Raw genomic sequence first — 24,207 nt, forward strand, 5'->3', positions numbered from 1 at the left:
CCCCATGGCCAGGAATCTGTGGATCGGCAAGCCCGGTCTGCTGCGCGAGATCACCCAGGCCGCCAAGAGCTGGGACCGCACGGCCGAGCTGAACGTCACCGAGTTCAAGTCGCTGGAGGGGCAGATCACCACGGTCGCCCCCCGGCGCACCGCCCGCCGGGTGAAGCTGTCGTGGGAGTGGCTGGAACCCGGCGACGCCCAGCACCTGGTACGGCTCGCGCGGCGCGTCGACGGGCCGGGCATGCAGGGCGATCCCCGCACGGCCCACGGCCCGGTCGCCCTGCTCGACCCGGCCTCGGTCAACCTGCTGGACCCCTACCAGGCCGCCGGGCAGAGCACCTCGGCACGCGGCGCGGACCACTGGTTCACCGTGCAGGGCTCCGTCGCCATCAACCCGTTCGTCCGCGACGCCGTCGTGGGCGACTGCCAGGACCCGGCCACCCGGATCGGCTGGCGGCACAACACCTGGGCGGGCTGGCCCGTGATGCCCGGCATGGAGGTGTCCTGGCTGCTGCCGCCGGACTGGAGCCCGGGCCTGGCCACCGCGCAGCTGGACTGGAAGGACGCCGACGGCGCCTACCTGAGCACCACCGGCGCCGGCGGCACCGCCGTCACCGGGACCGCCCCCGCCGGCGCCGCCTTCGTCACCCCCGTCGGCGGCCCCGGCACCACCGGCATGATCGGGCTGGCCGGGGCGTGCCTGACCGTCGGCGAGCCGCCGGCGGCCTTCGCCCTCGGCGACGGCTGCCCGGCGATGTCGGTCACCGGCTACAGCGACGTCCCCGCGGCCCGCCTGCCGTACCGCAACGTGAGCATCGACCTGGTGGAGGTGGCAGGTGCAGACGTCTGACGAGGAGTTCGGGGCGGCGCTGGACGCCCCGCACCGCACGCCGGCGCACTCCACCCGGTTCGGCGGCGTCGAACTGGGCCGCCAGGTGCAGTCCTGGAAGGTCGAACGCGCCTACAGCACCGATGTGCCGGAGGCCCTGCGCGCCTTCAACGGCAGCGCGTCGGCGCAGCTGGAGGTGCAGCTCGGCGGAGCCGGCGGCGTCAGCGCGCCCGAGCTGTACTCGGCGTGGGCCCCGCGCGCCACCGGTGACGTCGTGCGCCCGGGCCAGTCGGTCGTCCACGCGACCGGTGTGGACGGGCGGACGCTCCCCGCCTTCCGCGGCACCGTGCGCTCCCGCACGGCCGCGTCGGGAAGCGACACGGTGACCGTGCAGGCCCTGGACGGCGCCGAGCGGCTGCGCGGCCCCGCCCAGCTGCCGCGCCCGTACCACGGCTACTACCACGGCAGGCCCGTGGCCACCGAGGTCTGGTGCGTGGACGAACTGCTGCGCCAGGGCGGCATCCACACCTGCCCGCCGCCGCGCGCCCCGGACGTCCCCGACGTCAAGGACCTCGACGCCGTGAACCAGCCCCTCACGGTGCTGTACGCCTCGCTGCACGGCGGGTTCAACGCCTCCCACGGCCAGCCCGAGACGCTGCCCGCCCCGGCGTCGTACTCGTGGGTCCGGGAGGGCGCGCCGCACGAGATGGCCCTGATGCCCGCGGCCGCCGGGCTGACCGCGTCGTGGATGCCGCGCTCGCGCTTCCCCGTCTCCGGCCGGGTGTTCCAGGCCGAGTGCTGGGTCAACACCGCGCTGGCCAGGGACAGCACGGTCGAGATCAAGCTGGTCTTCGACCGCAGCGCGGGCGCGTACGGCTACTACAGCGGCCTCTTCGACATCTCCACCGGCCAGGTGAGGATCTCCTCGGGCACGCTGAACGGCGGGTACTGGTACTTCTACTGGACGTTCGGCAAGCTGGCCGCGCTCAGGGGCACCTGGCACCTGGGGTTCACGGTCGACACCCGGGCCGGCGGCCCGGGCGTCCTCGCGTCCGTGGAGCCGCGGCTGACCGCCCCCGACGGCACGTTCCTGGGGGCCAACCCGGGCACCTACACGGAGGCCGTGGCGGCGCAGCCCCCGTCGGAGCTGTACCGCGTCGACCTGAGGACCGACATGGCGGTGGAGTGCCTCCAGGTCACCGACCGCTCCTGGCCGGACCTGGACTCGTACACCGCCGCCGAGTGGGACCAGAGGGACCGGTGGCGCAAGGGCGCGGTGCTCGACGAGCCCACGGTGCCGCTGTACGACGTGCCGCAGGTGTCGGGCTCGCAGTGGGAGGCGCTGACCGAGATCGCCAAGGCCACGCTCTCCACGGCCGAGTTCGACGAGCAGGGAGTGTTCCGCTGGCGCGGTCCCGGCCGGTTCGCGACGGTGCCGCAGACCCCCGACCTGACGGTCACCACACGGCGCTCCGTCGCGGCCCTGACCGTCTCCGAGGAGATCGACGCCTGCCGCAACTACTGCGAGCAGCCCTACCAGGACTGGAAGGGCATCGGCCCGGTCGCCGGCGAGGCGGTGGTCGACACCGTCGTACGGGAGATCAAGCCGGGCGTCCCGGTGGAGGTGTACTACAACCTCGCCGAGGACGAGAGCGACATCGGACCGCTGCAGATCGACGACGACGCCTCGCCCATCAGCGGCCACAAGGTGCGCTTCGGGTCCGCGAAGGAGGGGGGCACGTCGGTCAAGGGCGGCGTCACCGTCAGCTCGCGCCGCGACGGGCCGTACTACATCGTGCGGTTCGTCAACCACGGCACGTCGAGCGTGTGGACGGTCACCAAGGACGGCAAGCCGTCGGTGCGGATCGTGCCGATCAAGCGGTCCGCCGATCCGCGGCAGCGCACCCGGGTCTGGTACAACACCACCAGCCAGCTCCACTACGGCAAGCAGCAGTACCTGGCGCCCGCCAGCGGCTGGGTGCAGGACGCCGAAGCCGCCTCCGGCCTGGCCTACCGGATGCTCGACGCCGGCCGCTACCCGGTGCCGCTGCTGGGCGAGGTGGAGGTGCTGCACGACCCGCGCATCCAGCTCGGGGACGTCGTCCGCGTGGTGGACACCACCGGCGCGGCCCTGGACACCCTCGCCTGGGTGGTGGGCATCCGCACCACCTGCCAGGCCGGCTCGGCCCCCCAGCAGACCCTGACGCTGCGCGGCACGGCCTACAACGGCGTGCCGCGCGACCCCGGCCTGACCCCGGACGCCCCGCTGGACCCGCAGTACGGGACGCAGCGCAGGTACACCGAGGTCACCGCCCAGTACGCGACCCTCGACGACCTGACGAACACCAAGCTCACCTACCGCGGCCTGCTGACGGCCGCCGCGGGCCCGGCGTGAGCGCCGCAGGAGGTGCCCCATGAGCGAACTGCCCCCGGAACCGCCGGAGGAGCCGCCGTCCGGACCGGACGGCGGCGCCGGCGGATCCGGCGAGCCCGGCGGCGGGAACGTCGCGACGCCCGTCCCCGTCGACAGCCCTCTGACCCGCGACGGGGACGTGGGCGCACCGCCGGACACCCTGCCGCCCCCGCCGGCCGGCTGACCCCGCCCGGACGCCATCCCCGCCCACCGAGGAGTTCTCCGCCATGGCCCTGCTCACTCCGCTCGGCAGTCTCCCCTACCCCCAGCCCACCGACGCCGCCAACGTCCCGCTGCACATCCAGTCGCTGGCGGAGGCCGTCGACGGCCGGACCGTGCTGCGCTTCACCGACGCCGCGACGCGCGACGCCAGGGTGAACGCCCCCGTCGCGGGGATGCTCGCCTGGCTCACCACGCCGGGGCGGCTCTACTACTACACCGGCTCCCACTGGGCGCCGGTCGCCCCCGGGCCGGCCCACAAGGCCGTCGCCACGGCCGGCACCACCACCTCCACCTCCTACGTGGAGACGCTCACCGGCTCCACCGACCCCCTGGCCGTGTCCTTCACCGCCCCGCCCTCCGGCACCGTGCTGGTCACCGTCGGCGCGCGCGTCAACAGCAGCGCGGCCACCGCCTGCCACCTGTCCGCGGTCGTGCGGCTGGGCACCACGGTGGCCCTGGGCGCCGCCGACGCCCGCGGCGCCACCGGCGTGGGCACCGCCCAGTGCTCGGTCTCCACGCAGTTCCAGGTCACCGGGCTCACCGCGGGCGGCACCTGCACCGCGACCGCCGCCTACCGGTCGGCCGTCACCAGCAGCACGGCGACCTTCGCCAACCGGTTCGTGACCGTCACACCCGTCCTGTGAGGAACCGACGCCCATGGCAACGCCCCTGACCGCCGACGCCCTCGTGCGCGCCCTGCGCGCCGAGGGCGTCGCCCTCGCCGAACACGGCGCCTGGCGCTCCCGCAACCGCAACCACAAGGGCCTGTGGGGCCCCGTCCACGGCGTGATGCTGCACCACACCGCGGGCACCGACAGCCTCCGCCTGTGCCGTGACGGCACCGCGGCGCTGCCGGGCCCGCTGTGCACCGGGCTGGTCTCCAAGGACGGCACGGTGCACCTGGTGGGGTACGGCCGCACCAACCACGCCGGGGCCGGCTCGGCCGCCGTCCTGGACGCCGTCCGGGCCGAGCGGTCCGCGCTGCCCCCGCCCGGCCCGGACACCGTGGACGGCAACGCCCGGTTCTACGGTTTCGAGATCGAGAACCTCGGCACCGGCCGCGACCCGTATCCGGCGGCCCAGCTCGACGCCGTCGAGCGGCTGTCGGCGGCGATCTGCCGCGCCCACGGCTGGACGGCGGCGAGCGTGATCGCCCACAAGGAGTGGACCCGCCGCAAGATCGACCCGTCGTTCCCGATGGCCCCGATGCGCGCCCGCGTCGCCGCGCGTCTCCGTGCCGCTCCCGCTCCGCGGCCGGAGCCGCGCCCCGGGGCGTACGAGCCGTTCCCGGGGGCCGCCTTCTTCGTCCCCGGCCGGCGCAGCGAGCTGATCACGGCCGTCGGCGAGCGCCTGGTCGCCGAGGGCTGCGGACGGTACGCGGTCGGCCCCGGGCCGGTGTGGGGCCGGGCCGACATCCGCTCGTACGCGGCCTGGCAGCGCAGGCTCGGCTACACCGGCGCGGCGGCCGACGGCGTTCCGGGCCGGGCGAGCTGGGACCGGCTGCGCGTGCCGCGCCGGAGGTGACCCCGGTGGGGGCGAGGACCGGCGGCCCGCGGAGACGGCCGGCCGCCGGGGCACGGCCGAGACACAGCGAGGAGCACCACCATGACCGATGCCACGCGCAAAACCCCGCGCGCGGGGTTCCGGGCCCGCGCCGCCCGCACGGCGGCGGGGGCGGCGGGAGCGGCGGGGGACGAAGATGGCCGCGACTGAGACCGAGGGCGTCGCCCTGGAGCTGGAGCGCCTGCGCCGCTCGGTCGACGTGGGGTTCGCCACCACCCGCGGGGATCTCGCCCTGCTGCTGCAGCGCGCCGACCAGACCGACAAGACCCTCGACGACCACGAGTCCCGCCTCGACGCCCTGGAACGCGCCCGCTGGCCGCTGCCGTCCCTGGCCGCGGCCACGTCGTGCGCGGCGCTGGCGCTGACGCTCTGGCAGTCGCTGGGCCGGTGACCGGACGGCCCCGAGCGGGCCCGGACGAGCCCGAACGGCGGAGGCCGGAGGCGCCGCGGCGCCTCCGGCCTCCCCGGTCCGGCGGTGGTGTCAGGCGATGCGGTCCAGGATCAGGGGGACCGGCTCGAAGGAGTCCGTGTCGGTGATCTCGACCGCGTCGCCGGCGAGGGCTTCGAGCGCGTAGTCGAAGCGCTCGGGGGTGTCGGTGTGGAGGGTCAGCAGCGGGGCGCCCGCGGTGACGCGGTCGCCGGGCTTGGCGTGCATCTCCACCCCGGCCCCGGCCTGCACCGGGTCCTCCTTGCGGGCCCGGCCCGCGCCCAGCCGCCAGGCGGCCAGGCCCACCGCGTACGCGTCCAGCCGGGTCAGGACGCCGGAGGTCTCGGCGCGCAGTGTGTGCCGCTCGCGGGCGACGGGCAGCGGCGCGTCCGGGTCCCCGCCCTGGGCGGCGATCATGCGGCGCCAGTGGTCCATCGCCGAGCCGTCGGCGAGGGCCCTGGCCGGGTCGGCGTCCGGCAGTCCGGCCGCGTCGAGCATCTCCCGGGCCAGCGCCAGGGTGAGTTCCACGACGTCGGCCGGGCCGCCGCCGGCCAGGACCTCCACCGACTCGCGGACCTCCAGGGCGTTGCCCGCGGTCAGGCCCAGCGGGGTGGACATGTCGGTGAGGAGGGCGACGGTCCGCACGCCGTGGTCGGTGCCGAGTCCGACCATGGTGCGGGCCAGCTCGCGGGCGTCGTCGAGGTTCTTCATGAACGCGCCGGAGCCGACCTTGACGTCCAGGACGAGCGAGCCCGTGCCCTCCGCGATCTTCTTCGACATGATCGAGGAGGCGATCAGCGGGATGGCCTCGACGGTGCCGGTGACGTCGCGCAGGGCGTAGAGCTTCTTGTCGGCCGGCGCCAGCCCGTCGCCCGCCGCGCAGATCACGCAGCCGACGTCGCGCAGGACGCCGAGCATCTCCTCGTTGGACAGCAGCGCCCGCCAGCCGGGGATGGACTCCAGCTTGTCGAGCGTGCCGCCGGTGTGGCCCAGGCCCCGGCCCGAGAGCTGGGGGACGGCCGCCCCGCAGGCGGCGACCAGCGGGGCCAGCGGCAGGGTGATCTTGTCGCCGACGCCGCCCGTGGAGTGCTTGTCGGCGGTCGGGCGGGACAGGGAGGAGAAGTCCATCCGCTCCCCGCTGGCGATCATCGCCGCGGTCCAGCGGGCGATCTCCCCGCGGTCCATGCCGTTGAGCAGGATCGCCATGGCCAGGGCCGACATCTGCTCGTCGGCGACCTCGCCGCGGGTGTAGGCGTCGACGATCCAGTCGATCTGGTCGTCGCCGAGGCGGCCCCGGTCACGCTTGGTACGGATGACGGAGATGGCGTCCATCGGGGGGTGCGGCTCCTTGGTGGGTGGGGGACGGGTCAGCGGTCCGCGAGGTCGTCGGGGCCGAAGGCGTCCGGGAGGATGTCGGACAGGGGGCGGATGCCGGAGGCCGTGTCGACGGCCATGTCCGGGCCGCCGTGCTCCCACAGCAGCTGGCGGCAGCGGCCGCACGGCATCAGCACCCGGCCCTGGCCGTCGCAGCAGGTGAAGGCCACGAGCCGGCCGCCGCCGGTGGCGACCAGGTCCGAGACCAGGCCGCACTCGGCGCACAGCGCGACGCCGTAGGCGGCGTTCTCCACGTTGCATCCGCCGACCACGCGGCCGTCGTCCACCAGCGCGGCGGCGCCGACGGGGTAGCCGGAGTAGGGGGCGTAGGCCCGGGACATCAGCTCCCGGGCCCTCGCCCGCAGCGCCGTCCAGTCGACGGCGTCCGCCGTACGGGACTCGCTCATCACTTGCCCTCGCCCTTCCGGTAGGACTTGCCGACGGCCTTCGGCGCCCGCAGCCGCTGCGCGGACATCGCCAGCACCAGCAGCGTGGCGACGTAGGGGGCCGCGGTGACGAACTGGCTGGGCACCTCGTCCACCGACAGGTACCACACGGACAGCAGCAGTCCGCCGGCCGCCGCGACCGCCGCGGTGACGAGCTTCCTCCGCCAGACCGCCCAGGCGGTGGCCAGGACGAGGAGGATCGCCAGCAGCAGGAGCAGGGCGTGGACGTTCTGGCCGCCGCCGCGCAGGTTGAGGCTGTCGGTGTAGCCGAAGAGTCCGGCGCCCAGGGCCAGGCCGCCGGGCATCCAGTTGCCGAAGATCATCGCGGCGAGGCCGATGTAGCCGCGGTTGCCGGTCTGGCCCTCCTGGTAGATGTTGGAGGCGACCTCGGCGAGGAAGACGCCGCCCAGTCCGGCGAGGCCGCCGGAGATCATCACGGCGATGTACTTGTACTTGTAGACGTTGACGCCCAGGCTCTCCGCGGCGATCGGGTTCTCGCCGCAGGAGCGCAGCCGCAGGCCGAAGGACGTCTTCCACAGCACCCAGTGGCTGAGCGGGACCATGGCGACGGCCACCACCGTCAGCAGCGAGAGGTTGGTGACCAGGCCGCCGACGAGCCCGGCGACGTCCGAGACGAGGAACCAGTGCTTGTCGTTGAGGTCCCGCATCGCGTCGGACAGCCCGGGGACGGTGATCTGGGCGATCGACTCGATCGGCGGGGACTGCTTGCTGGTGCCGCCCTCCATCGTGTCGAAGGTGAAGCTGGACAGGTAGCGGGTGGCGCCGACGGCGAGGATGTTGATGGCTACGCCGGAGATGATGTGGTCGACGCCGAAGGTGACGGTGGCGAGGGCGTGCAGCAGGCCGCCCAGGGCGCCGCCGGCGATGCCCATGACCACGCCCGCCCACGGACCCCACTGGACACCGGCCCAGGCACCGAACCAGGTGCCCAGGATCATCATGCCCTCCAGGCCGATGTTGACCACACCGGCCCGCTCGGCCCACAGGCCGCCCAGTCCGGCGAGCCCGATGGGGACGGCCAGCCGCAGGGCGGTGGAGGTCTGCCCGACGGAGGTGATGCCGTGGGCGTCGGTGATCAGCCGCACGGCGGAGACCAGCGCCAGGAAGCCGGCGACGACCAGCATCCACTCGGCGAGGGTGAGGCGGCGGCGGGCGGTCTTCTTCGGCTGCTGCGCGGCCGGCTTGGCGAGGGTGGCGCTCACGCCGACACCTCCTTGCGGTTCTTCGGGTCGGTGCCGCCCGCCGCCGCGGCTTCGGCGGCGAGTTCCTCGCCGACCTTCTGCTGCTGGCGGCGCAGGCCGTAGCGGCGTACGGACTCGTAGCTGATGACGACCGCCATCACGATCAGCCCCTGCATGATCGTGGCGATCTCCTTCTCGTAGCCGTTGTAGTCGAGCGTCGAGGACGCCTTCTCGAGGAAGGCGATGAGCAGCGCGCCGAGGGCCATGCCGACCGGGTGGTTGCGGCCGAGCAGGGCGACGGTGATGCCCATGAAGCCGACGCCGACCGGGAAGTCGAGGCTGTAGGTGTGGGAGTCGCCGAGCAGGACGGGCATGCCGGTCAGGCCGGCGACGGCGCCGGAGATCAGCATGCTGGTGAGGACCATCCGCTTGGCGTCGACGCCGCTGGCGATCGCGGCGCTCTCGCTGGCGCCGGTGGCGCGCAGGTCGAAGCCGAACCGGGTGCGGTTGAGGATCAGCCAGTACAGGACGCCGCAGAGCGCGGCGACGACGACGAAGCCGTAGATCTCGCCGGCGGCGCCGAGGTCGATGCCGGGGAACCAGCCCGACTCGGGGATCTCGCCGGTGGTGAGGTTGTTGCCGCGCTGCTCGCCGAACTGGGCGGGCAGGATCAGGTAGGCGACCACGCTGGTGGCGATGGCGTTGAGCATGATCGTCGAGACGACCTCGCTCACCCCGCGGGTGGTCTTGAGGATGCCCGCGACACCGGCCCAGAAGGCGCCCACCAGCATGGCGACGACCACGATGAGCAGGATGTGCAGCGGCTTGGGGAGGGCGACCGAGGCGCCGGCCAGCGCGGCGACCATCGCGGCGAGCCGGTACTGGCCGTCGACCCCGATGTTGAACAGGTTCATCCGGAAGCCGACGGCCACCGCCAGCGCGGCCAGGTAGTACGTGCCGGCCTGGTTGACGATGAGCACCTGGATGTCCGAGTGCACCGCGTACTCGGCCATCAGGGCGTACGGCTGGACGGGGTTGCTGCCGGAGGCGAGCAGCACCACCGACGTCAGCGCCACGGCGACGACGATGGCGAGCGCCGGCCCGCCGAGCGCCAGGATCAGCCGGTCCTTGTCGAACTTCTTCATCGGTCCTCTCCCCCGTCCTGGCCCTCGTTGTCGAGGTGGCCGGAGGCCGCGCCGGTCATGGCGGACCCCAGGGCTTCCGGGGTGATAGTGGCGGGGTCCGCGGAGGCGACGAGCCGGCCGCGGTACATCACGCGCAGGGTGTCGGACAGGCCGATCAGCTCGTCCAGGTCGGCGGAGATCAGCAGGACGGCCAGGCCCTCCCGGCGCGCGGCGCGGATCTGGTCCCAGATCTGGGCCTGCGCGCCGACGTCCACACCGCGCGTGGGGTGGGCGGCGATCAGGAAACGGGGGGTGTGGCTCATCTCGCGGCCGACGATCAGCTTCTGCTGGTTGCCGCCGGACAGGGAGCCGACGGTGACGTCGATGCCGGGGGTGCGCACGTCGTACTCGGCGACGATCCGCTCGGTGTCGCGGCGCGCGGCCTTGATGTCGAGCCAGGCGCCCTTGCTGTTGGGGGCCTCGGTGACGTGGCCGAGGATGCGGTTCTCCCAGAGCGGGGCCTCCAGCAGCAGTCCGTGCCGGTGGCGGTCCTCGGGGATGTAGCCGACGCCGCCCTCGCGGCGCCTGCGGGTGGCCCAGGAGGTGATGTCCTCGCCGCCCAGGACGACGGTGCCGCCGTCGGGGCGGCGGGTGCCGATCAGGGCGTCGATCAGCTCGGTCTGCCCGTTGCCCTCGACGCCGGCCAGGCCCAGCACCTCGCCCTCGCGGATGGTGAAGGTGATGTCGTCCAGGACGGTGCGGACGCCGTCCACCGCGTCGTTCTCGGTGAGGGTGAGGCCCTTCACCTCCAGCACCGGGGTGTCGGTGACGGTGGACTCGCGGGTCTCCGGCGAGGGCAGCTCCGCGCCGACCATCAGCTCGGCGAGCTGCTTGACGGTCACCTCGGACGGCTTCACGGAGGCCACGGTGGTGCCGCGGCGTATGACGGTGATGTCGTCGGCGACCGAGAGGACCTCTCCCAGCTTGTGGGAGATGAAGATGACGGTCAGGCCCTCGGCCTTCAGTTCGCGGAGGTTGGCGAAGAGCGCGTCCACCTCCTGCGGCACGAGCACGGCGGTCGGCTCGTCGAGGATGAGGGTGCGGGCGCCCCGGTAGAGGACCTTGAGGATTTCCACGCGCTGGCGGTCGGCGACGCCGAGGTCCTCCACGCGGGCGTCGGGGCGGACGCCCAGGCCGTAGGCGTCGGAGATCTCCTTGATCCTGGCGCGGGCGCGCGAGCCGATCCCGTACAGCTTCTCGCTGCCGAGGACGGTGTTCTCCAGGACGGTGAGGTTGTCCGCCAGCATGAAGTGCTGGTGGACCATGCCGATGCCCCGGTCGATGGCGTCGCCGGGGTCGGAGAAGCTCACTTCCCGCCCGTCGACGGCGATGGTGCCCTCGTCCGGCTTCTGCATGCCGTAGAGGATCTTCATCAGGGTCGACTTGCCCGCACCGTTCTCGCCGACGACGGCGTGGACGGTGCCCTTGCGGACGGACAGGTGGATGTCGTGGTTGGCCACGACTCCGGGAAAGCGTTTGGTGATCCCGGCCAGTTCGACGGCGGGAGGGCTGGACGCGTTGATGGTGCACTCTCCTCGGGGCTAAGGAGTGGCTCGTAGGAGGGCTCGGCGGGGCGGGGGGCCGGCCGGGTGTGGGCCGGTCGTGCCGCCGGGCCGTGGTGGGCGGAGGCGACGCTATCGCGTCAGGGGGTGCGTCGACGGGCGGCTACGCGCGTAGAGCCCGCTCCGCAAGTCGGGCCCGGGCAGCGGGACCCTCGTGAGGTCCTCGCAGCCGGGCCCTGGGACCGGACCGGGCGGCCGGCCCGCCGGACGCCCGGGGAAGGGGGACGTCCGGCGGCCGGCGCCGCTCCGGCCGTACCGCGCCGGACCGGATCCGGTCGCGGATCCGGAGGGCCGGTGGATCAGGGAGCGGTCTTGACCTTGATGTCGCCGTTCACGACGCCCTCGCGGGCCTTCTCCACGGCTTCCTGGAGCTCGGTCATCTTGGCGAAGGCCGGGTTGGAGTCGGACAGGCCCACCCCGTCGGACTTCAGGTCGAAGCGGACCACGCCCGTCTTCGGCTCGCCCTCGTGGACCGACTTGACCAGGTTGTAGACCGCGCCGGAGACGTCCTTGGTCATGGAGGTCAGGATGCTGTCCTTGTACTTGTCCAGCGTCTTCTGCTTGTACTGGTCGGAGTCGACGCCGATGACCCACTTGTCCTTGGACGCGACCGCCTCGATGACGCCCTGACCGGCGAGGCCGGCGGCGTGGTAGATCACGTCGGCGTCGGCGTCGAGCTGGCCGCGCGCGGCCTCCTTGCCCAGGTCGGGCTTGGAGAAGCCGCCCATGTCCGGCGGCTGGGTCAGGTACTGGGTCTTGATCTTGACGGACGGGTCGGTGTCCTTGACGCCCTGGACGAAGCCCGCCTCGAACTTCTTGATCAGCGGCACCTCGACACCGCCGACGAAGCCGACGACCTTGCTCTCGGTGGCCTTGGCCGCCGCCACGCCCGCCAGGTAGGAGCCCTCCTCCTCGCTGAAGACGAGGTTGGCGATGTTCTCGCCCTTGACGGTCTCGTCGTCGATCAGGCCGAAGGTGGTCTTGGGGAACTTCTCGGCGGCTTCCTTGATCGCCGGCGCGTAGGCGAAGCCCACCCCGATCACCGGGTTGTAGCCCTGCCTGGCCAGGTCGGTGAGGCGCTGGACCTTGTCGGCGTCGGACTCGCCGTCGGACGGCTCGACGTCCTCGCCGCCGATGCCGAAGTCCTTCCTGGCCTTCTCGAAGCCGGCGTAGGCGGCGTCGTTGAACGACTGGTCGCCGCGGCCGCCGACGTCATAGGCGAGGGCTATGCCCTTGCTCTTCTCCGAGGAGCCCGAGGAGGCGGAAGAGGATTCCGTGGACGTGCTGCCACACGCGGTGGCGCTGAGGGCGAGGGCCGCGGCGGTGCCGGCCGCGGCGACGAGCTTGCTTACCCGGCGCAAGAGGACTTCCCTTCGCTCGAAGCGCCTCCGTTGGCGCTGGCTTCCGCCGCATCGTAACGCGCGTAGATGCCAGGAAAAGTCCTTGCGAGGAGCCGTTATCAGTTCGGTGTCAACACGGTGTGTCCCCACTCTTTTACACCGTGACGCGGAGGTTCCGGCTGCCCGCCCGCGACCTGCGCGCTCACCGTCCCGGCGTCCTCCCCTCGTCCTCCCGGGCACCCCCCGGGCCGTCCGGGAGGTGACGCGCCTCACCCTGAGCACCCGGACTCCGAGCGGGAAACCGGCGTGGGCCCGTCCACGCGTCCGCACCCAGAACGACCCGATCGCCGTTCCCGGTGCGCGGTTCTTTGGCGTTTGCCTGGTTCTCCGCCCGTACCGCGCATCGGCCACGGGCGGACGCGGCAGTGAAACCGCAGGTGACAGGGGTTTACCGAGCATATGTGCGAGCAACGGGGGACGGTGCGGCGGAGCGGCTCTGCCTACTGGAAGAGGCGGAGAGCGTCCGGGCACCCGGCCCGGACCCGCACCGAAGGAGAGCGGCATGATCCGCCGACACCCGTCCCCCCGCCCCGTTCCGGTACCACGGCTCCGCAACGTGGAGGGGACCCACTACTCGATCGACCTCACCATGTCCGGCGACACGGTCCGGGCCCTGCACGACAGCGGGTTCAAGCTGTTCATGTTCAAGGCCGTGGAGAGCGCCATGGGCGGCGGCAGGCCGACCGTATGGGCGTCCACCGCGAACTACTCGCCCGACACCTCCCTGAACTGGGTGGAGAAGTACTACGCCTACGCCTCGATGCACGCCATCGAGAACGGAGTCGACTTCACCGGCAGCGACCACAGCCAGATCGACCTGGGCCAGGTCCTCGAGGTCGAGGAGAACGCGGTCGTCTCGGTCAGCAACCAGGGCGGCACGGCGGGCGCGGTCACGATCCACAACCGGACCAAGACCCGGTTCAGCTGCGGTCTCTCCCAGCCGAACCCCCTGGGCAGCACCAAGCCCCCGACCCCGATCTGCGCCTTCCCCCTCTTCGGGTCCAGCCGTGACCTGATCACCCCGGTGGAGAAGGTGGCGCTCGTCTTCGCCACCAGCCCTCACAACGACGGCACGGTCATCGAGAGCGCGATCGGCCCGGCGGTCCTGGTCGACCTGACCGGCACCGGCCATGCCGACCTGTCCTATGACGCGGACAGCGGCTGGTCCTGGGCCGGAAACGTGGCCACCAACATCCCCGACGACGCCTTCGTCGAGACCCTGGTGGCACCCCCCGAGCTCCAGGGCGGCGGCCTCCGCTCCCCGGGCTCCGGCGACCCCGCCAACAGCATCTCCGTCTACCAGAGCCTCACGGGGGCGAACACGCCGAGGACGCTCCTCGCCCACAGCAACGCCGGGGACGTCACCCCGAGCACCGTGAGCGCCTCTCTGACGCCGGTGAGCGGCGCCCCCGTGATCCGGCAGGACGGTGAGTACTACCTCTCCTACACCTTCCAGAGCTCGCGGGTCACCGAACTCTGGAAGGTCAGGTGCACCCGGACGGGCGACAGCACCACCCCGTACCAGTTCGCCAAGGTCAGCAAGATCACGCCCTGAGCCGAGCGCCGCGGGGGACCGTCGGACGTCCCCCGCGGCGCTCCCGGCACCCGGCGGGCACGCGGAAGGAGGTGTGCGGAATGCCGCCGCCCGGCGCGGGGAGCGCCCGGACCCTGATGGTCGACCTGACGATGCCGCAGGAGACCGTCCGTCTGCTGGCCGAGGGGAACTACCGGCTCTGCCTGTTCCACGCGGTCGAGTGCGACCAGGGCGGCGGCAGCCCGCTGGTCTGGGCCACGACCGCCTCGTACGCCCCGTCGACGACGCTGTCGTGGCAGGAGACCACCTACGCGTACGCCTCGACCGACGAGCCGGTGCGCGACACCGTCGTCACCGGCCGGTCCTTCGCCAAGGCCGGCCCCGGGCAGGTCGTGGACGTCGCCTCGAACGCCCTCGCCTCCGTCGCGCCCGTTCAGGGCGAATCCCCGTACATCACGGTACGGAACCTGACCGGCACACCGTTCTCCTGCGGCCTGGCACAGTCCGCTCCGGCGGCCCGGGAGGCGCCGGCGCCGTACTGCGCCTTCCCCCTGTACGGCAACAACCTGGTGTTCGTCGCGCCCCTGCCCAGGGTCGCGCTGACCTTCACCACCCGCCCGCTGTACGCGGGGAGCCCGGTCGACCGGGTCCTCGGCCCCACCGTCCTGGTCGACCTGGAACGGGCCTGCCCGGCCGGGCTGCGCTACGACATCAACGCCGGCTGGTCGGCGGACGGACCCTACGCCGCCCCGATCCCCCTGGACGCGTTCCGCGACTCGCTGATCGTCCCCTCCCGGGATCCGGCGGCACGCGGAACGCCGTGAACCACGACGACACCGTCACCGCCCGGGGGAGGGCGTGCGCCCTCCCCCGCCAGGCGCCCGCCCGACACATCCGCCATCGAGACACGAGGACGACACACGTCGGTTCTCCGGAGTGATCAAGAGGGACGCATGTCGGAACGCCGGAAGAGGCCGGTACCTCGCCGAGGGACCGGCCCGTCGCGAGAAGCCAATCCGTTCGACCGGACCTGGGTGGAGACCGAGTTGCGGGGCCTCGCCGGAAGAGCGCGGCGGGGGGCGCCCCGGGAGGCCCGCGACCGACTGCTGGAGACGCTGTGGCCCTGGGCCCTGCGCACCGCCCGGACGTGCGCGGCCAGACTGCCGCCGGGGGCCGACCGGGACGCGGTGCACAGCGAGGTCCTGTGGGAGGTGTTCCAGGCGGTCCGCCGTATGGACTGGGAGCGGTACGACGTCTGGCCCGCGCTGCTGAAGGCCCGCCTCCGCAACGCCTGGAGCACCGCGGCCCGCGCCGCGGACCCGCTGACCCGCGGCGAGCGGCGGGCCCGTTCCGCGTACCTGGCCCGTGTGGAGGCCGAGACGCAGCGGCTGCGCCGCTCCCTGACCCCGGCCGAACGGTTCGCCATCGCACGCCGGGTGAGCCCCAGGGGCGGGGTGGTCCCCGTCGTCCTGGGCCGGTCCCTGCTCACGGCGGACCAGGACGCGGCGGCACAAGGCGCCGTCGAGACGTCCGGGGACACGGACGGCGATCCGGCCGTGCTGGCGCAGCGCGCCTTGCTGCGCTGGGCCGTACGCACCTGGGTCGTCCACGACCTGCCTCCCGAGCTCTCCCGCGAAGTGACGGCGGCGCTGGAACGGGACGAGGGGGACCGATTGGGCCCCGCCCTGCTGCGCAGGCTCGGACCCCACCGCGCGTCGCTGCACAGGCGGCTCGAGAAGCCGATCTGATGGCTCACCAGGAAAGATGATGGAACGACAATCTCAGAACAGGCCTGTTCGTGTGCGAAGTTCATGTTCTTCGGACGATGCCGGACAATTCCACTACACAAGTGCTCATGAGCCGTCACGACCATCAGCACCCCCCTGGTCCCCGGCCCCTGATCGCACCACGACGGCGCGGGTGAGAGCGATGCCCGCCCGGACGTCGGCACACCGCACGCTGTTCGCGCGCGCCTGGATGGCGCTCCTCGTCGTCGACCGCTCCGGCGTCGTCGTCGACGCCAATCCGTCGGCGGCCCGGCTCACCGGCCGCCCCCTCGGGGAACTGACCGGTTCACCGGCCCACCACCACCTGCCGGAGGCACTGTGCGTCACGCTCTGGAGTCGGCTCGGCTCCGACCGCGGCGCGTACTTCCATGCCACCACCCCGCTCGGCACCGCGGCCCGGAACGCCGTCGGCGGGGACAGGGCACGGGTACGGGTACGGGTCGTGGCCTGGCTGGCGGTACCCGGGGATCCCGAGTCCGAGGCGGTGTGCTGCCTGCTGCCGCTCGTACCCCGCCCTGGCTCCCCGGCGCTCCCCGCGCCTCCCAGGCTCTCCACCGTGGAAGCGCGCATCGTCGAGGGCCTGGCCTACGGCCTCACCAACGTCGAACTGAGCCGGAGACTCCATCTCAGCCGCCAGGGGCTGGACTACCACATCGACCGCCTCCGCCGGAAACTGCGAGTACGCGGCCGCACCGCCGTGGTGGCCAGGGCCTACGTCGCCGGGCTGCTCGCCGCGGACGTCTGGCCTCCCCGGCTCCGCACGACGTGGAACGCGTCACCGACCGGGGGCGAACACCCGTCGCCCGCCGGATGACCGCCGTGCGGAACGACTCCGCCCGGTGGGAACGTCACCGGGACGGTCCCGGGAGGCCGGCGTGGACGTCCTGCCGCGTCCGCGCCCGGGTGGCACCGGCGGCGCAGCTCGTACGGGAGCCGACGGGAGGCCCGCCGACGGGGGCGGGAGCGCGGTAGCCGAAGCCCGGCTCCACGCCGACCGGTCGGCGGCGGACGGGCACGGGGGTGCCCGCATCCCCGTGCTCGATCCCTCTCGAAGAGGAGCGCCGCCCCCTCCCGGAATCCGGAGGAAAGAGGAACCATCGGAAGCAGGGGAACAACCCGGAAGGAGCGCTCATGAAGCAGGGAATCCACCCGCCGTACCGCCTCGTCGTCTTCCGCGACCGGGCGGCCGACTTCGCCTTCCTCACCCGCTCCACCATGACCAGCGACAAGACCGTCGAATGGGAGGACGGCAACACCTACCCCGTCGTCGACGTCGAGATCTCCTCGGCCAGCCACCCCTTCTACACCGGCACCCAGCGGGTCCTGGACACCGCCGGCCGCGTCGAACGCTTCGAGCGCCGCTACGGAAAGCGCGGAGGGGGCTGACGGAGACGGCGGAAGCCCGTACCCGCCCGTCCGCGAGCACGGCGGACGGGCCGCGGCGGGCGCGGGAGGGCGGCGGAGTCCGGCGCCGCGCCCCGTGACAGGCGGGCGGCGCCGCGCCACCATGGCGCCATGGACTCTTCCCGCTCCGGCCCGAGCACCGCCATAACCACCGACTGGATCACCGTGGCGTCCGGGGAGAACCTGCCCGGGCGCCCCGGTCCCGCGGCGGCCCTGCGCGCTTGACTGCGCGAGCGCGGCATCGACTGGGCGCCCTTCGCGCCCGAGGAGGTCCGCTGGGACCTGGCCTGCGGCGTCGGCGAGGACGGTCACTGGCACGGCCGGTACGCGGTGCGGGTGCGGGCCGACGCCCTGTGGCGGCTGGGGCTCCACCCCGGTCAGCCGGCGGCGCGGGTCACCGGGCCGTCCCCGCCCGGCTGGTGGCACGCCGCGGCGGAACGCGCCGCCCGTCGGCGCCGGACACCGTGAGGACGCCGGACCGGGCAGGCCCGGCCCGGGCGCGGCGCCGTTCGCGTTATTCGCGTTCCGCGTCCAGCAGGGCCGCGGCGGTGAACAGCTCGACGCCCGCGGTGATCGCGCTCTCGTCCACGTCGAAGTCGCCCTGGTGGAGGTCGCGCGGGGTGCGGTCGCCCGGCGGTCGCACCCCGAGGCGGGCCATCGCGCCGGGGACGTGCTCCAGGTACCAGGAGAAGTCCTCGCCGCCCAGGCTCTGCTCGGTGTCCTCGACCGATCCCGCGCCGCGCCGGGCGACCATGGCGTCGCGCAGCAGTTCGGCGGTGGTCTGCTCGTTGACGACCGGGGGGACGCCGCGGATGTAGTTGATCTCGAACTTGGCCCGGTGGAGCGTGGCGACCTCGTCGATCGCGGCGTGCACCAGGTCGGGCGCGATCCGCCAGGCCGCCAGGTCCAGGCAGCGGACGGTGCCGGACAGCTCGGCGTGCTGCGGGATGACGTTGGGGGCGTGGCCCACCTCCAGCCGTCCCCAGGTGAGGGCGAGCCCGGTGCGGGTGTCGACGCGGCGGGAGAGCAGCGCGGGGACCTCGGTGGCGAGCTTGGCCGCCGCGGTGACCAGGTCGGTGGTGAGGTGGGGGCGCGCGGTGTGGCCGCCGGGGCCGTCGAGGGAGACCTCCAGGCGGTCGCAGGCGGAGGTGATGGGGCCGGCGCGCAGGCCGATCCGGCCCGCCTCGACCTTGGGGTCGCAGTGCACGGCGACGATCCGCCCCACGCCGTCCAGCACCCCGGCCTCGATGGCGTCGGTGGCGCCGCCCGGCAGCACCTCCTCGGCCGGCTGGAACAGCAGCCGCACCGAGTGGGGCAGCAGCCCCCGGCGGGCGAGGTCGGCCAGGACCAGGCCGGCGCCGAGCACGGCGGTGGTGTGCACGTCGTGCCCGCAGGCGTGGGCCCGGTCCGGGACGGTGGAGCGGTAGGGCACCGTCTTGGTGTCCGGGATGGGGAGCGCGTCGATGTCGGCGCGGAGGGCCAGCATCGGGCGGACGCCGTCCCCCGCGGCCGCGCCGCCGGGGTGGATGTCGCAGATCAGCCCCGTGCCGCCCGGGAGTACGCGCGGGCGCAGCCCGGCCTTCTCCAGCCGCGCGCGGAGGGCGGCGGTGGTCCGGAACTCCTGGTGCCCCAGCTCGGGGTGCATGTGGAGGTCCCGGCGGAAGGCGATGAGCTCGGTACGGAGGGCCTCCGGCAGGGCGCCGGGCAAGGGCGTCTCACCGGTGGTCCGGATGCTGGACTCTGGCGACAACAACTGGCTCACCTTGTCGAGGGTAAGCCCAGGTGACGGCCCTCCGCAGAGGGAACGGGCAAAGTTCAGCCTCAGAGGGGACGGAAAAACCGGTCGCCGGCCGCATACGGCCTGGTGCGGATGGGTATGACCTCCGTTTCCGCTGGTTTCACGATGTGGTCACGATCGGGTCAGGACGTGGACGCCCCGGGGGTGACCGGCGGCGGGGAGGGGTCCGGCGCCAGCCTGCGGACGTCCCGCGCGGTGCCGGTGACCCCGGAGAGGAAGCCCTGGGCGCGGGGCGAGGCGTTCTCGGTGAACCAGGCCGGGTCCACGTCGCAGACCGCGACCGTCACCCCGGTGTCCGCCAGGGCCAGGGGCAGGGTGTGGACGACGGTGGACGGGAAGCTCAGGACCGTGTTCCCGATGGGGCCGCGCCGGGCGACCAGTTCCAGGGGGAGGTCCGGCCGGACGATCTCCAGCCCCGTCCGGTCCGCTATCCGGTGGAGCTTCTCGGCGCTCTCCCGGCGGTGGGCGAAGTAGCGGACGGCGCCGTGGGACCGGGCCAGGGAGGCGACGGCCTCCAGGTAGCGCTCCGGGTCCACCACGCCGGTCTCGACCAGCGAGGTGCCGACCAGGTCGGCGCCGCGTATGAGCGCGGGCGGGCCGAAGCGGGCCCGGGTCCAGGCGAAGTCGTTGCGGGTGACGGTGACGTGCTCGGGCGGCTCCACCGGCATCGAGCTGAACACCTCGACCCGCTGGTCGGCGGACGGAGTCATCCGCCTGCGCGCCGAAGCGGAGACGGGCGCGAAGATCGCCGCACGCGCTCCCCCGGCGCCCCTGCCGTGCCACCGCACCAGGCGCTCGCCCCGGGCGAGCTGCGCGACGAACTCCATGGTGGCCGTGCCGTCGTCGACCACCACGATCCCCCCGCCGCCGGCCCCGCCGTCCCGCCCGGTCCGGGCGAGCGACAGCAGGAGCTGCACGTACCGCGAGAACGGGTCCCCCACCACGATCCGCGACGCACGGCGCAGCGGCCCCAGCAGCGAGGCGACCGTCCGCAGCGGCGCGGCGGCCCCGCCGCGGGCCTCCTCCCAGCGGACGGTGACGCCCTCCTCGCGGGCCAGCTGCGCCATCCGCCGGAGCTGCCCCCGGGTCATGGGGTCCCGCGGCGGCAGGACGGCCACGGTGAGGTCCCCGGTCCGCCCCCCCGCCCCGTCCCCGTGCCCGGCGTGGGCCCACTCCAGGACGTTGAGGAGCTGGACCGGGCTCTCGACGAAGGCGAGGGTGCCCGGACCGCGGCGGGCGCGGACACGGCGCGCCCCCCGCCGCGCCGCGTCCGCCCCCTTGCCGGGCTGTGCGGGAACGCCCCCGGTGCTCACCGCGGCCGGCCCGTCAGACCGTCGCCGGCTCGCGGTCCGCGGCCTCCTCGGCCTCGGCCACGACGCCCTTGACCCGGCGCAGCTTCTTCATCGGGGCCAGCTCGCTGTCGTAGACCCGCTTCACGCCGTCGCCGAGCGACTCCTCGATGGTGCGGATGTCGCGCACCAGGCGCTGCAGGCCCTGCGGCTCGACGGAGGCCGCCTGGTCCGAGCCCCACATCGCGCGGTCCAGGGTGATGTGGCGCTCGACGAAGCAGGCGCCGAGGGCGACGGCCGCGAGGGTGGTCTGCAGGCCGGTCTCGTGGCCGGAGTAGCCGATCGGCACGTTCGGGTACTCGGCCTGCAGGGTGTGGATCATCCGCAGGTTGAGCTCGCCGGCCTTGGCCGGGTAGGTGCTGGTGGCGTGGCAGAGGACGATGTTCTCGCTGCCCAGCACCTCCACCGCGTGCCGGATCTGCTTCGGGGTGGACATGCCGGTGGACAGGATGATCGTGCGGCCGGTGGCGCGCAGGGCGCGCAGCAGCTCGTCGTCCGTCAGGGAGGCGGAGGCCACCTTGTGGGCGGGCACGTCGAACTTCTCCAGGAAGGCGACGGACTCCACGTCCCACGGGGAGGCGAACCAGTCGATGCCCTTCTTCTTGCAGTAGGCGTCGATGGCCCGGTAGCCCTCCTCGTCGAACTCGACGCGGTGGCGGTACTCGATGTACGTCATCCGGCCCCAGGGGGTGTCGCGCTCGATGTCCCACTGGTCGCGCGGGGTGCAGATCTCCGGGGTGCGCTTCTGGAACTTCACGGCGTCGCAGCCGGCTTCGGCGGCGGCGTCGATCAGGGCGAACGCGTTCTCCAGGTCGCCGTTGTGGTTGATGCCGATCTCGCCGGTGACGTAGACCGGGTGGCCCGGGCCCACGATCTTGCTGCCGAGGGTACGGAGGCGGGGGCTGGTCATGGTCAAGACAGTTCCTTTCCGAGGATCCACGAGGCGATCTCGCGGATCGCGCCGGCCCCTCCGGGGACGGAGGTGACCGCGCGGGCTGCGCCGCGCACGACGTCGTGGGCACTGGCCACCGCGACGGGCCAGCCGACCAGGCCGAAGCACGGCAGGTCGTTGACGTCGTTTCCGACGTAGAGCACGCGCTCCGGCGCGATGCCCTGCTCCTCGCACCACTGCTTGAGGGCGAGGTCCTTCCGGTCGACGCCGTGGAGCACGGGGATCCGCAGTTTGCGGGCGCGTGCGGCGACCACCGGGTTCTCCTCCGTGGACAGGATCAGCAGCGGCAGTCCCGCGCGGCGCAGGGCGGCGATGCCGAGCCCGTCGCCGCGGTGGACCGCGACCGTCTCCCGTCCGTCGGAGTCGACGTACACCCTGTCGTCGGTCTGGGTGCCGTCGAAGTCGAGTACGACCGCGTCGACGTCGTCGCGGGTCGGGAGCGCGCCGGCCCGGCCGTCGAGCAGCGGGGCGAGCGCGCGGGCGCGGGCGAGGTCGTGCGGGTCGTCGACCTCCAGCACGCGCGCCGGGTCGGTGCGCACCAGTTCGGTGCGGCCGAAGAAGCGGTGCCCGGCCTTCCGGAAGCCGTCGGCGCGCATCGCGTACGCGGCGCCGGTCTCCAGCAGGTCCTGCGGCCGGTCCTGGCGGCGCGGGCGGTACGCCTTGTCGTGGTTGACGCCGTACCCGCCGTCGCCGGAGCCGGAGCCGTCTCCGGAGCCGTCGCGCCAGACGAAGCCGTGGAAGGGGGCGACGGTCAGCGCGCTGTCGGCGCCGCCGGAGGCCACCGCGGCGACGACGCCTTCGACGTCCTCGCGGGTGAGGAAGGGGCTGGTGCACTGCACCAGCAGCACCACGTCGGCCTCCCCGCCGTGCCGCCGGACGTGGACGTCCATGGCGTGGAGGACGGCGGACTCGCTGGTGGCGGTGTCGCCCGCGATGTCGCCGGGCCGCTCGACCACCTCGGCGCCCGCGCCGCGGGCGGCCTCGGCGATGGCCGCGTCGTCGGTGGAGACCGCCACGTGCGTCACGCCGCGCGCCGCCAGGCACTCCCGCACCGCGCGGACGACCAGCGGCACGCCGCCGACGGTGGCCAGGTTCTTCGCGGGCACGCCCTTGGAGCCGCCGCGGGCGGGTATCACGGCGAGGACGGTGGGGGCGTCGGGGGGCACTGCGGCTCCTTGCTGGGCTTGCTGCGGCTGTGTCTGTGCCTGGGTCTGTGCCTGGGTCTGGGTCTGTGCCTGGGTCCGCCGGACCTGCCGGGCCGCTCCGTGGACGGTGTCGCCGCTCACAGCTCCCCCATCCGGCGGATGACCGGCGCCACGCGCTGGACGCCGTGGCGGTACGCGCCGCGCGCCGCGTCCCGGACGGCCGAGCGGACGGCGCGGCGCAGCCCGGAGGCGGGCCTGCCGGCCGCGGCGTCGGGCCGGAGCGCGCCGGAGGGGTCGAGCCCGTGGCGGGCCAGGACGCCCGGGAGGTAACCGGGGGCGGTGGTGAGCGTGTAGTAGGGCGTGATCGGCAGCAGGGTCTCGCGGGCGACGAGGGCGGCGACGCGCTCGCGGGCGGCGTCGAAGGCCGCCTCGTAGGGGCCGTCGGCCACGACGCCCTGCCGGGCCGTCCAGGCGGCGTCGGGCTCGGGCAGCGCCCCCTCGTCGAGCTGGTCCCAGGAGATCAGGCAGCCCGAGCCCAGGAAGTGGTGGTTGCCCAGTGCCTCCCGGACGCCGAGGTCGGTGAGGACCGCGGTGGGGATGCCCCGGTGGAGGGACTCCAGGGCCGCGGTGGAGCTGACGGTGACCAGCAGGTCGGTGCGGTCCAGCACCTCGCCCATGTGCCCGTAGACCAGCCGGCAGTTGGACGGCAGCCCGCCGGGGAGCTTCGCCGCGAGCTTCTGGTACGGCTGCTCCTCGATGTGCGTGGTGTGCTCGCCCGGCTTGCTGCGCAGCTTGACCAGCACCTCGCGGTCGGGGTGCCGGCGGGCGTGCCCGGCGGCGCGGCGCAGCAGGTACTCGCGGTCGGCCCGGTTCGCCGGAACGGACGGCTGGACGGCGAAGACGACGGTGTAGGGCCGCTCCGCCGACTTCCGGTACGGGGCGCCCCCCAGGAAGGGCAGCGCGCACTCCACCACGCTGCCGGGGTCGGCGCCCACGCCCTCGTAGACCGCGCGGAAACGTTCCGCGTCGTGGGCGGAGTTGGCCAGGACGACGTCCGCGCCGTGCCGCAGCAGCAGCCCGTCGGCGAGCTTCTCGTAGACGACGCCGACGTAGCCGGTGACGGTGACCGGCCGGCGGGCCTGCCCGTTGAGGTTGTGCGCCAGCCCGTGCAGCATCGCCTGGACGGTGCCGCCGACGCAGGCGAGGACCACCACGTCGTACGCGTCGCGGTCGACCGCGGCCAGGAACTCCGCGGCCGTCACCTCGCGCAGCGAGGCGGCGCGCACGCCGACCTCGTCGAGCTGGCGGGCGGTCGGGGTGGCCCGGCCGCGCAGCAGCAGCCCGTCGAGGCGCGCGCCGGGGGCGATGCGGTGCGCGGTGAGCGCGCCCCATTTCCAGCGCGTGTCGGAATCGGCGAGCACGGCGATGCGCGTCGTCGGGTCCGGGAAATCCGAAGCGGTACGTGATGGCACGTCATCGACGCTAGGAAGGCATTTCGATTCCCGGCCCAACGCAAACACAACAGACGGTTAACAGCACACCGACGGACGGCCAACCCGCCTTCCGGAAAACGGGGTTCACCATTCCGACACTATGCGTTCACCTGCGCTTACGTC

General features: G+C 73.5%; 23 protein-coding genes. 12 read left to right on the forward strand and 11 right to left on the reverse strand.

The features are described from left to right. Positions 1–4 precede the first annotated feature (4 nt). The 6 genes from ABD358_RS10940 to ABD358_RS10965 all read left to right on the forward strand — a co-directional run bounded on the left by ABD358_RS10940 (position 5) and on the right by ABD358_RS10965 (position 5,418). Positions 5–850 carry a hypothetical protein gene (locus ABD358_RS10940; protein WP_344630719.1) on the forward strand — a complete coding sequence of 282 codons (846 nt, stop codon included), beginning with the start codon at positions 5–7 and terminating at the stop codon, positions 848–850. After that, the gene (locus ABD358_RS10945; RefSeq protein ID WP_344630720.1) at positions 837–3,224 is read left to right on the forward strand and encodes a hypothetical protein; all 2,388 of its coding nucleotides are present in this window, start codon (positions 837–839) and stop codon (positions 3,222–3,224) included. Before ABD358_RS10940 ends, ABD358_RS10945 begins: the two co-directional genes overlap by 14 nt. Positions 3,225–3,243: 19 nt before the next feature. Continuing rightward, positions 3,244–3,426 (forward strand): hypothetical protein, encoded by a 183-nt coding sequence (locus ABD358_RS10950; protein WP_344630721.1) that lies wholly within the window; start codon positions 3,244–3,246, stop codon positions 3,424–3,426. Positions 3,427–3,469: 43 nt separating this feature from the next. Continuing rightward, a complete protein-coding gene (locus ABD358_RS10955; protein ID WP_344630722.1) occupies positions 3,470–4,108 on the forward strand; it encodes a hypothetical protein in 639 nt (212 codons plus the stop codon). 13 nt (positions 4,109–4,121) lie between these two features. After that, positions 4,122–4,988, forward strand: a complete 867-nt coding sequence (locus ABD358_RS10960; RefSeq protein ID WP_344630723.1) for a peptidoglycan-binding protein — start codon at positions 4,122–4,124, stop codon at positions 4,986–4,988. 175 nt (positions 4,989–5,163) lie between these two features. Next, complete coding sequence (locus ABD358_RS10965; RefSeq protein WP_344630724.1) at positions 5,164–5,418, forward strand: hypothetical protein; 255 nt, start codon at positions 5,164–5,166, stop codon at positions 5,416–5,418. A gap of 90 nt (positions 5,419–5,508) precedes the next feature. Here the strand turns inward: ABD358_RS10965 and ABD358_RS10970 are convergent, their stop codons facing one another. The 6 genes from ABD358_RS10970 to ABD358_RS10995 all read right to left on the reverse strand — a co-directional run bounded on the left by ABD358_RS10970 (position 5,509) and on the right by ABD358_RS10995 (position 12,583). Then, complete coding sequence (locus tag ABD358_RS10970; protein WP_344630725.1) at positions 5,509–6,786, reverse strand: thymidine phosphorylase; 1,278 nt, start codon at positions 6,784–6,786, stop codon at positions 5,509–5,511. A gap of 35 nt (positions 6,787–6,821) precedes the next feature. Further along, positions 6,822–7,235, reverse strand: coding sequence for a cytidine deaminase (locus ABD358_RS10975; RefSeq protein WP_344630726.1), 414 nt, complete (start codon positions 7,233–7,235; stop codon positions 6,822–6,824). Continuing rightward, positions 7,235–8,497, reverse strand: coding sequence for an ABC transporter permease (locus tag ABD358_RS10980; protein WP_344630727.1), 1,263 nt, complete (start codon positions 8,495–8,497; stop codon positions 7,235–7,237). The genes ABD358_RS10975 and ABD358_RS10980 overlap by 1 nt, the downstream gene beginning before the upstream one ends. Continuing rightward, positions 8,494–9,621, reverse strand: coding sequence for an ABC transporter permease (locus tag ABD358_RS10985; RefSeq protein ID WP_344630728.1), 1,128 nt, complete (start codon positions 9,619–9,621; stop codon positions 8,494–8,496). The genes ABD358_RS10980 and ABD358_RS10985 overlap by 4 nt, the downstream gene beginning before the upstream one ends. After that, a complete protein-coding gene (locus ABD358_RS10990) occupies positions 9,618–11,183 on the reverse strand; it encodes an ABC transporter ATP-binding protein (RefSeq protein ID WP_344630770.1) in 1,566 nt (521 codons plus the stop codon). Before ABD358_RS10990 ends, ABD358_RS10985 begins: the two co-directional genes overlap by 4 nt. 338 nt (positions 11,184–11,521) lie before the next feature. Beyond that, positions 11,522–12,583, reverse strand: a complete 1,062-nt coding sequence (locus ABD358_RS10995; protein ID WP_344630729.1) for a BMP family lipoprotein — start codon at positions 12,581–12,583, stop codon at positions 11,522–11,524. A 541-nt stretch (positions 12,584–13,124) separates the two neighbouring features. Between ABD358_RS10995 and ABD358_RS11000 the strand changes: the two genes are divergently transcribed. The 6 genes from ABD358_RS11000 to ABD358_RS11025 all read left to right on the forward strand — a co-directional run bounded on the left by ABD358_RS11000 (position 13,125) and on the right by ABD358_RS11025 (position 17,815). Further along, positions 13,125–14,177 carry a hypothetical protein gene (locus tag ABD358_RS11000; protein ID WP_344630730.1) on the forward strand — a complete coding sequence of 351 codons (1,053 nt, stop codon included), beginning with the start codon at positions 13,125–13,127 and terminating at the stop codon, positions 14,175–14,177. 80 nt (positions 14,178–14,257) lie between these two features. Further along, positions 14,258–14,980 carry a hypothetical protein gene (locus tag ABD358_RS11005; protein ID WP_344630731.1) on the forward strand — a complete coding sequence of 241 codons (723 nt, stop codon included), beginning with the start codon at positions 14,258–14,260 and terminating at the stop codon, positions 14,978–14,980. Positions 14,981–15,190: 210 nt separating this feature from the next. Continuing rightward, positions 15,191–15,904: a hypothetical protein gene (locus ABD358_RS11010; protein ID WP_344630732.1), complete on the forward strand. Its 714-nt coding sequence runs from the start codon at positions 15,191–15,193 to the stop codon at positions 15,902–15,904. A 181-nt stretch (positions 15,905–16,085) separates the two neighbouring features. Continuing rightward, complete coding sequence (locus ABD358_RS11015; protein ID WP_344630733.1) at positions 16,086–16,757, forward strand: helix-turn-helix transcriptional regulator; 672 nt, start codon at positions 16,086–16,088, stop codon at positions 16,755–16,757. Positions 16,758–17,074: 317 nt separating this feature from the next. Further along, on the forward strand, positions 17,075–17,329 hold the full coding sequence (locus ABD358_RS11020; RefSeq protein ID WP_344630734.1) for a type B 50S ribosomal protein L31: 255 nt from the start codon (positions 17,075–17,077) through the stop codon (positions 17,327–17,329). Between the two features lie 258 nt (positions 17,330–17,587). After that, positions 17,588–17,815, forward strand: a complete 228-nt coding sequence (locus ABD358_RS11025) for a hypothetical protein (protein ID WP_344630771.1) — start codon at positions 17,588–17,590, stop codon at positions 17,813–17,815. A gap of 46 nt (positions 17,816–17,861) precedes the next feature. Here the strand turns inward: ABD358_RS11025 and ABD358_RS11030 are convergent, their stop codons facing one another. From ABD358_RS11030 to ABD358_RS11050, 5 genes are all read right to left on the reverse strand, one after another. Continuing rightward, on the reverse strand, positions 17,862–19,109 hold the full coding sequence (locus ABD358_RS11030) for an amidohydrolase (RefSeq protein WP_344630735.1): 1,248 nt from the start codon (positions 19,107–19,109) through the stop codon (positions 17,862–17,864). A 158-nt stretch (positions 19,110–19,267) separates the two neighbouring features. Continuing rightward, a complete protein-coding gene (locus ABD358_RS11035) occupies positions 19,268–20,458 on the reverse strand; it encodes a hypothetical protein (protein WP_344630736.1) in 1,191 nt (396 codons plus the stop codon). A 13-nt stretch (positions 20,459–20,471) separates the two neighbouring features. After that, the gene (locus ABD358_RS11040; RefSeq protein WP_344630737.1) at positions 20,472–21,404 is read right to left on the reverse strand and encodes an N-acetylneuraminate synthase family protein; all 933 of its coding nucleotides are present in this window, start codon (positions 21,402–21,404) and stop codon (positions 20,472–20,474) included. A 2-nt stretch (positions 21,405–21,406) separates the two neighbouring features. After that, positions 21,407–22,612 (reverse strand): cytidylyltransferase domain-containing protein, encoded by a 1,206-nt coding sequence (locus ABD358_RS11045; protein WP_344630738.1) that lies wholly within the window; start codon positions 22,610–22,612, stop codon positions 21,407–21,409. A gap of 116 nt (positions 22,613–22,728) precedes the next feature. Then, a complete protein-coding gene (locus ABD358_RS11050; RefSeq protein ID WP_344630739.1) occupies positions 22,729–24,063 on the reverse strand; it encodes a DUF6716 putative glycosyltransferase in 1,335 nt (444 codons plus the stop codon). Between the last annotated feature and the right edge of the window lie 144 nt (positions 24,064–24,207).

It is taken from the genome of Streptomyces glaucosporus, assembly GCF_039533345.1.
GTDB classification, from domain to species: domain Bacteria; phylum Actinomycetota; class Actinomycetes; order Streptomycetales; family Streptomycetaceae; genus Streptomyces; species Streptomyces glaucosporus.

What these genes read in the sequence shown, in the direction of transcription:
- ABD358_RS10975 (WP_344630726.1), bottom strand. Translation starts at nt 7,235, where the DNA reads ATGAGCGAGTCCCGTACGGCGGACGCCGTCGACTGGACGGCGCTGCGG.
- ABD358_RS11040 (WP_344630737.1), bottom strand. Translation starts at nt 21,404, where the DNA reads ATGACCAGCCCCCGCCTCCGTACCCTCGGCAGCAAGATCGTGGGCCCG.
- ABD358_RS10955 (WP_344630722.1), top strand. Translation starts at nt 3,470, where the DNA reads ATGGCCCTGCTCACTCCGCTCGGCAGTCTCCCCTACCCCCAGCCCACC.
- ABD358_RS10960 (WP_344630723.1), top strand. Translation starts at nt 4,122, where the DNA reads ATGGCAACGCCCCTGACCGCCGACGCCCTCGTGCGCGCCCTGCGCGCC.
- ABD358_RS10970 (WP_344630725.1), bottom strand. Translation starts at nt 6,786, where the DNA reads ATGGACGCCATCTCCGTCATCCGTACCAAGCGTGACCGGGGCCGCCTC.
- ABD358_RS11020 (WP_344630734.1), top strand. Translation starts at nt 17,075, where the DNA reads ATGAAGCAGGGAATCCACCCGCCGTACCGCCTCGTCGTCTTCCGCGAC.
- ABD358_RS10965 (WP_344630724.1), top strand. Translation starts at nt 5,164, where the DNA reads ATGGCCGCGACTGAGACCGAGGGCGTCGCCCTGGAGCTGGAGCGCCTG.
- ABD358_RS11005 (WP_344630731.1), top strand. Translation starts at nt 14,258, where the DNA reads ATGCCGCCGCCCGGCGCGGGGAGCGCCCGGACCCTGATGGTCGACCTG.
- ABD358_RS10985 (WP_344630728.1), bottom strand. Translation starts at nt 9,621, where the DNA reads ATGAAGAAGTTCGACAAGGACCGGCTGATCCTGGCGCTCGGCGGGCCG.
- ABD358_RS10950 (WP_344630721.1), top strand. Translation starts at nt 3,244, where the DNA reads ATGAGCGAACTGCCCCCGGAACCGCCGGAGGAGCCGCCGTCCGGACCG.
- ABD358_RS11015 (WP_344630733.1), top strand. Translation starts at nt 16,086, where the DNA reads ATGCCCGCCCGGACGTCGGCACACCGCACGCTGTTCGCGCGCGCCTGG.
- ABD358_RS11000 (WP_344630730.1), top strand. Translation starts at nt 13,125, where the DNA reads ATGATCCGCCGACACCCGTCCCCCCGCCCCGTTCCGGTACCACGGCTC.
- ABD358_RS10940 (WP_344630719.1), top strand. Translation starts at nt 5, where the DNA reads ATGGCCAGGAATCTGTGGATCGGCAAGCCCGGTCTGCTGCGCGAGATC.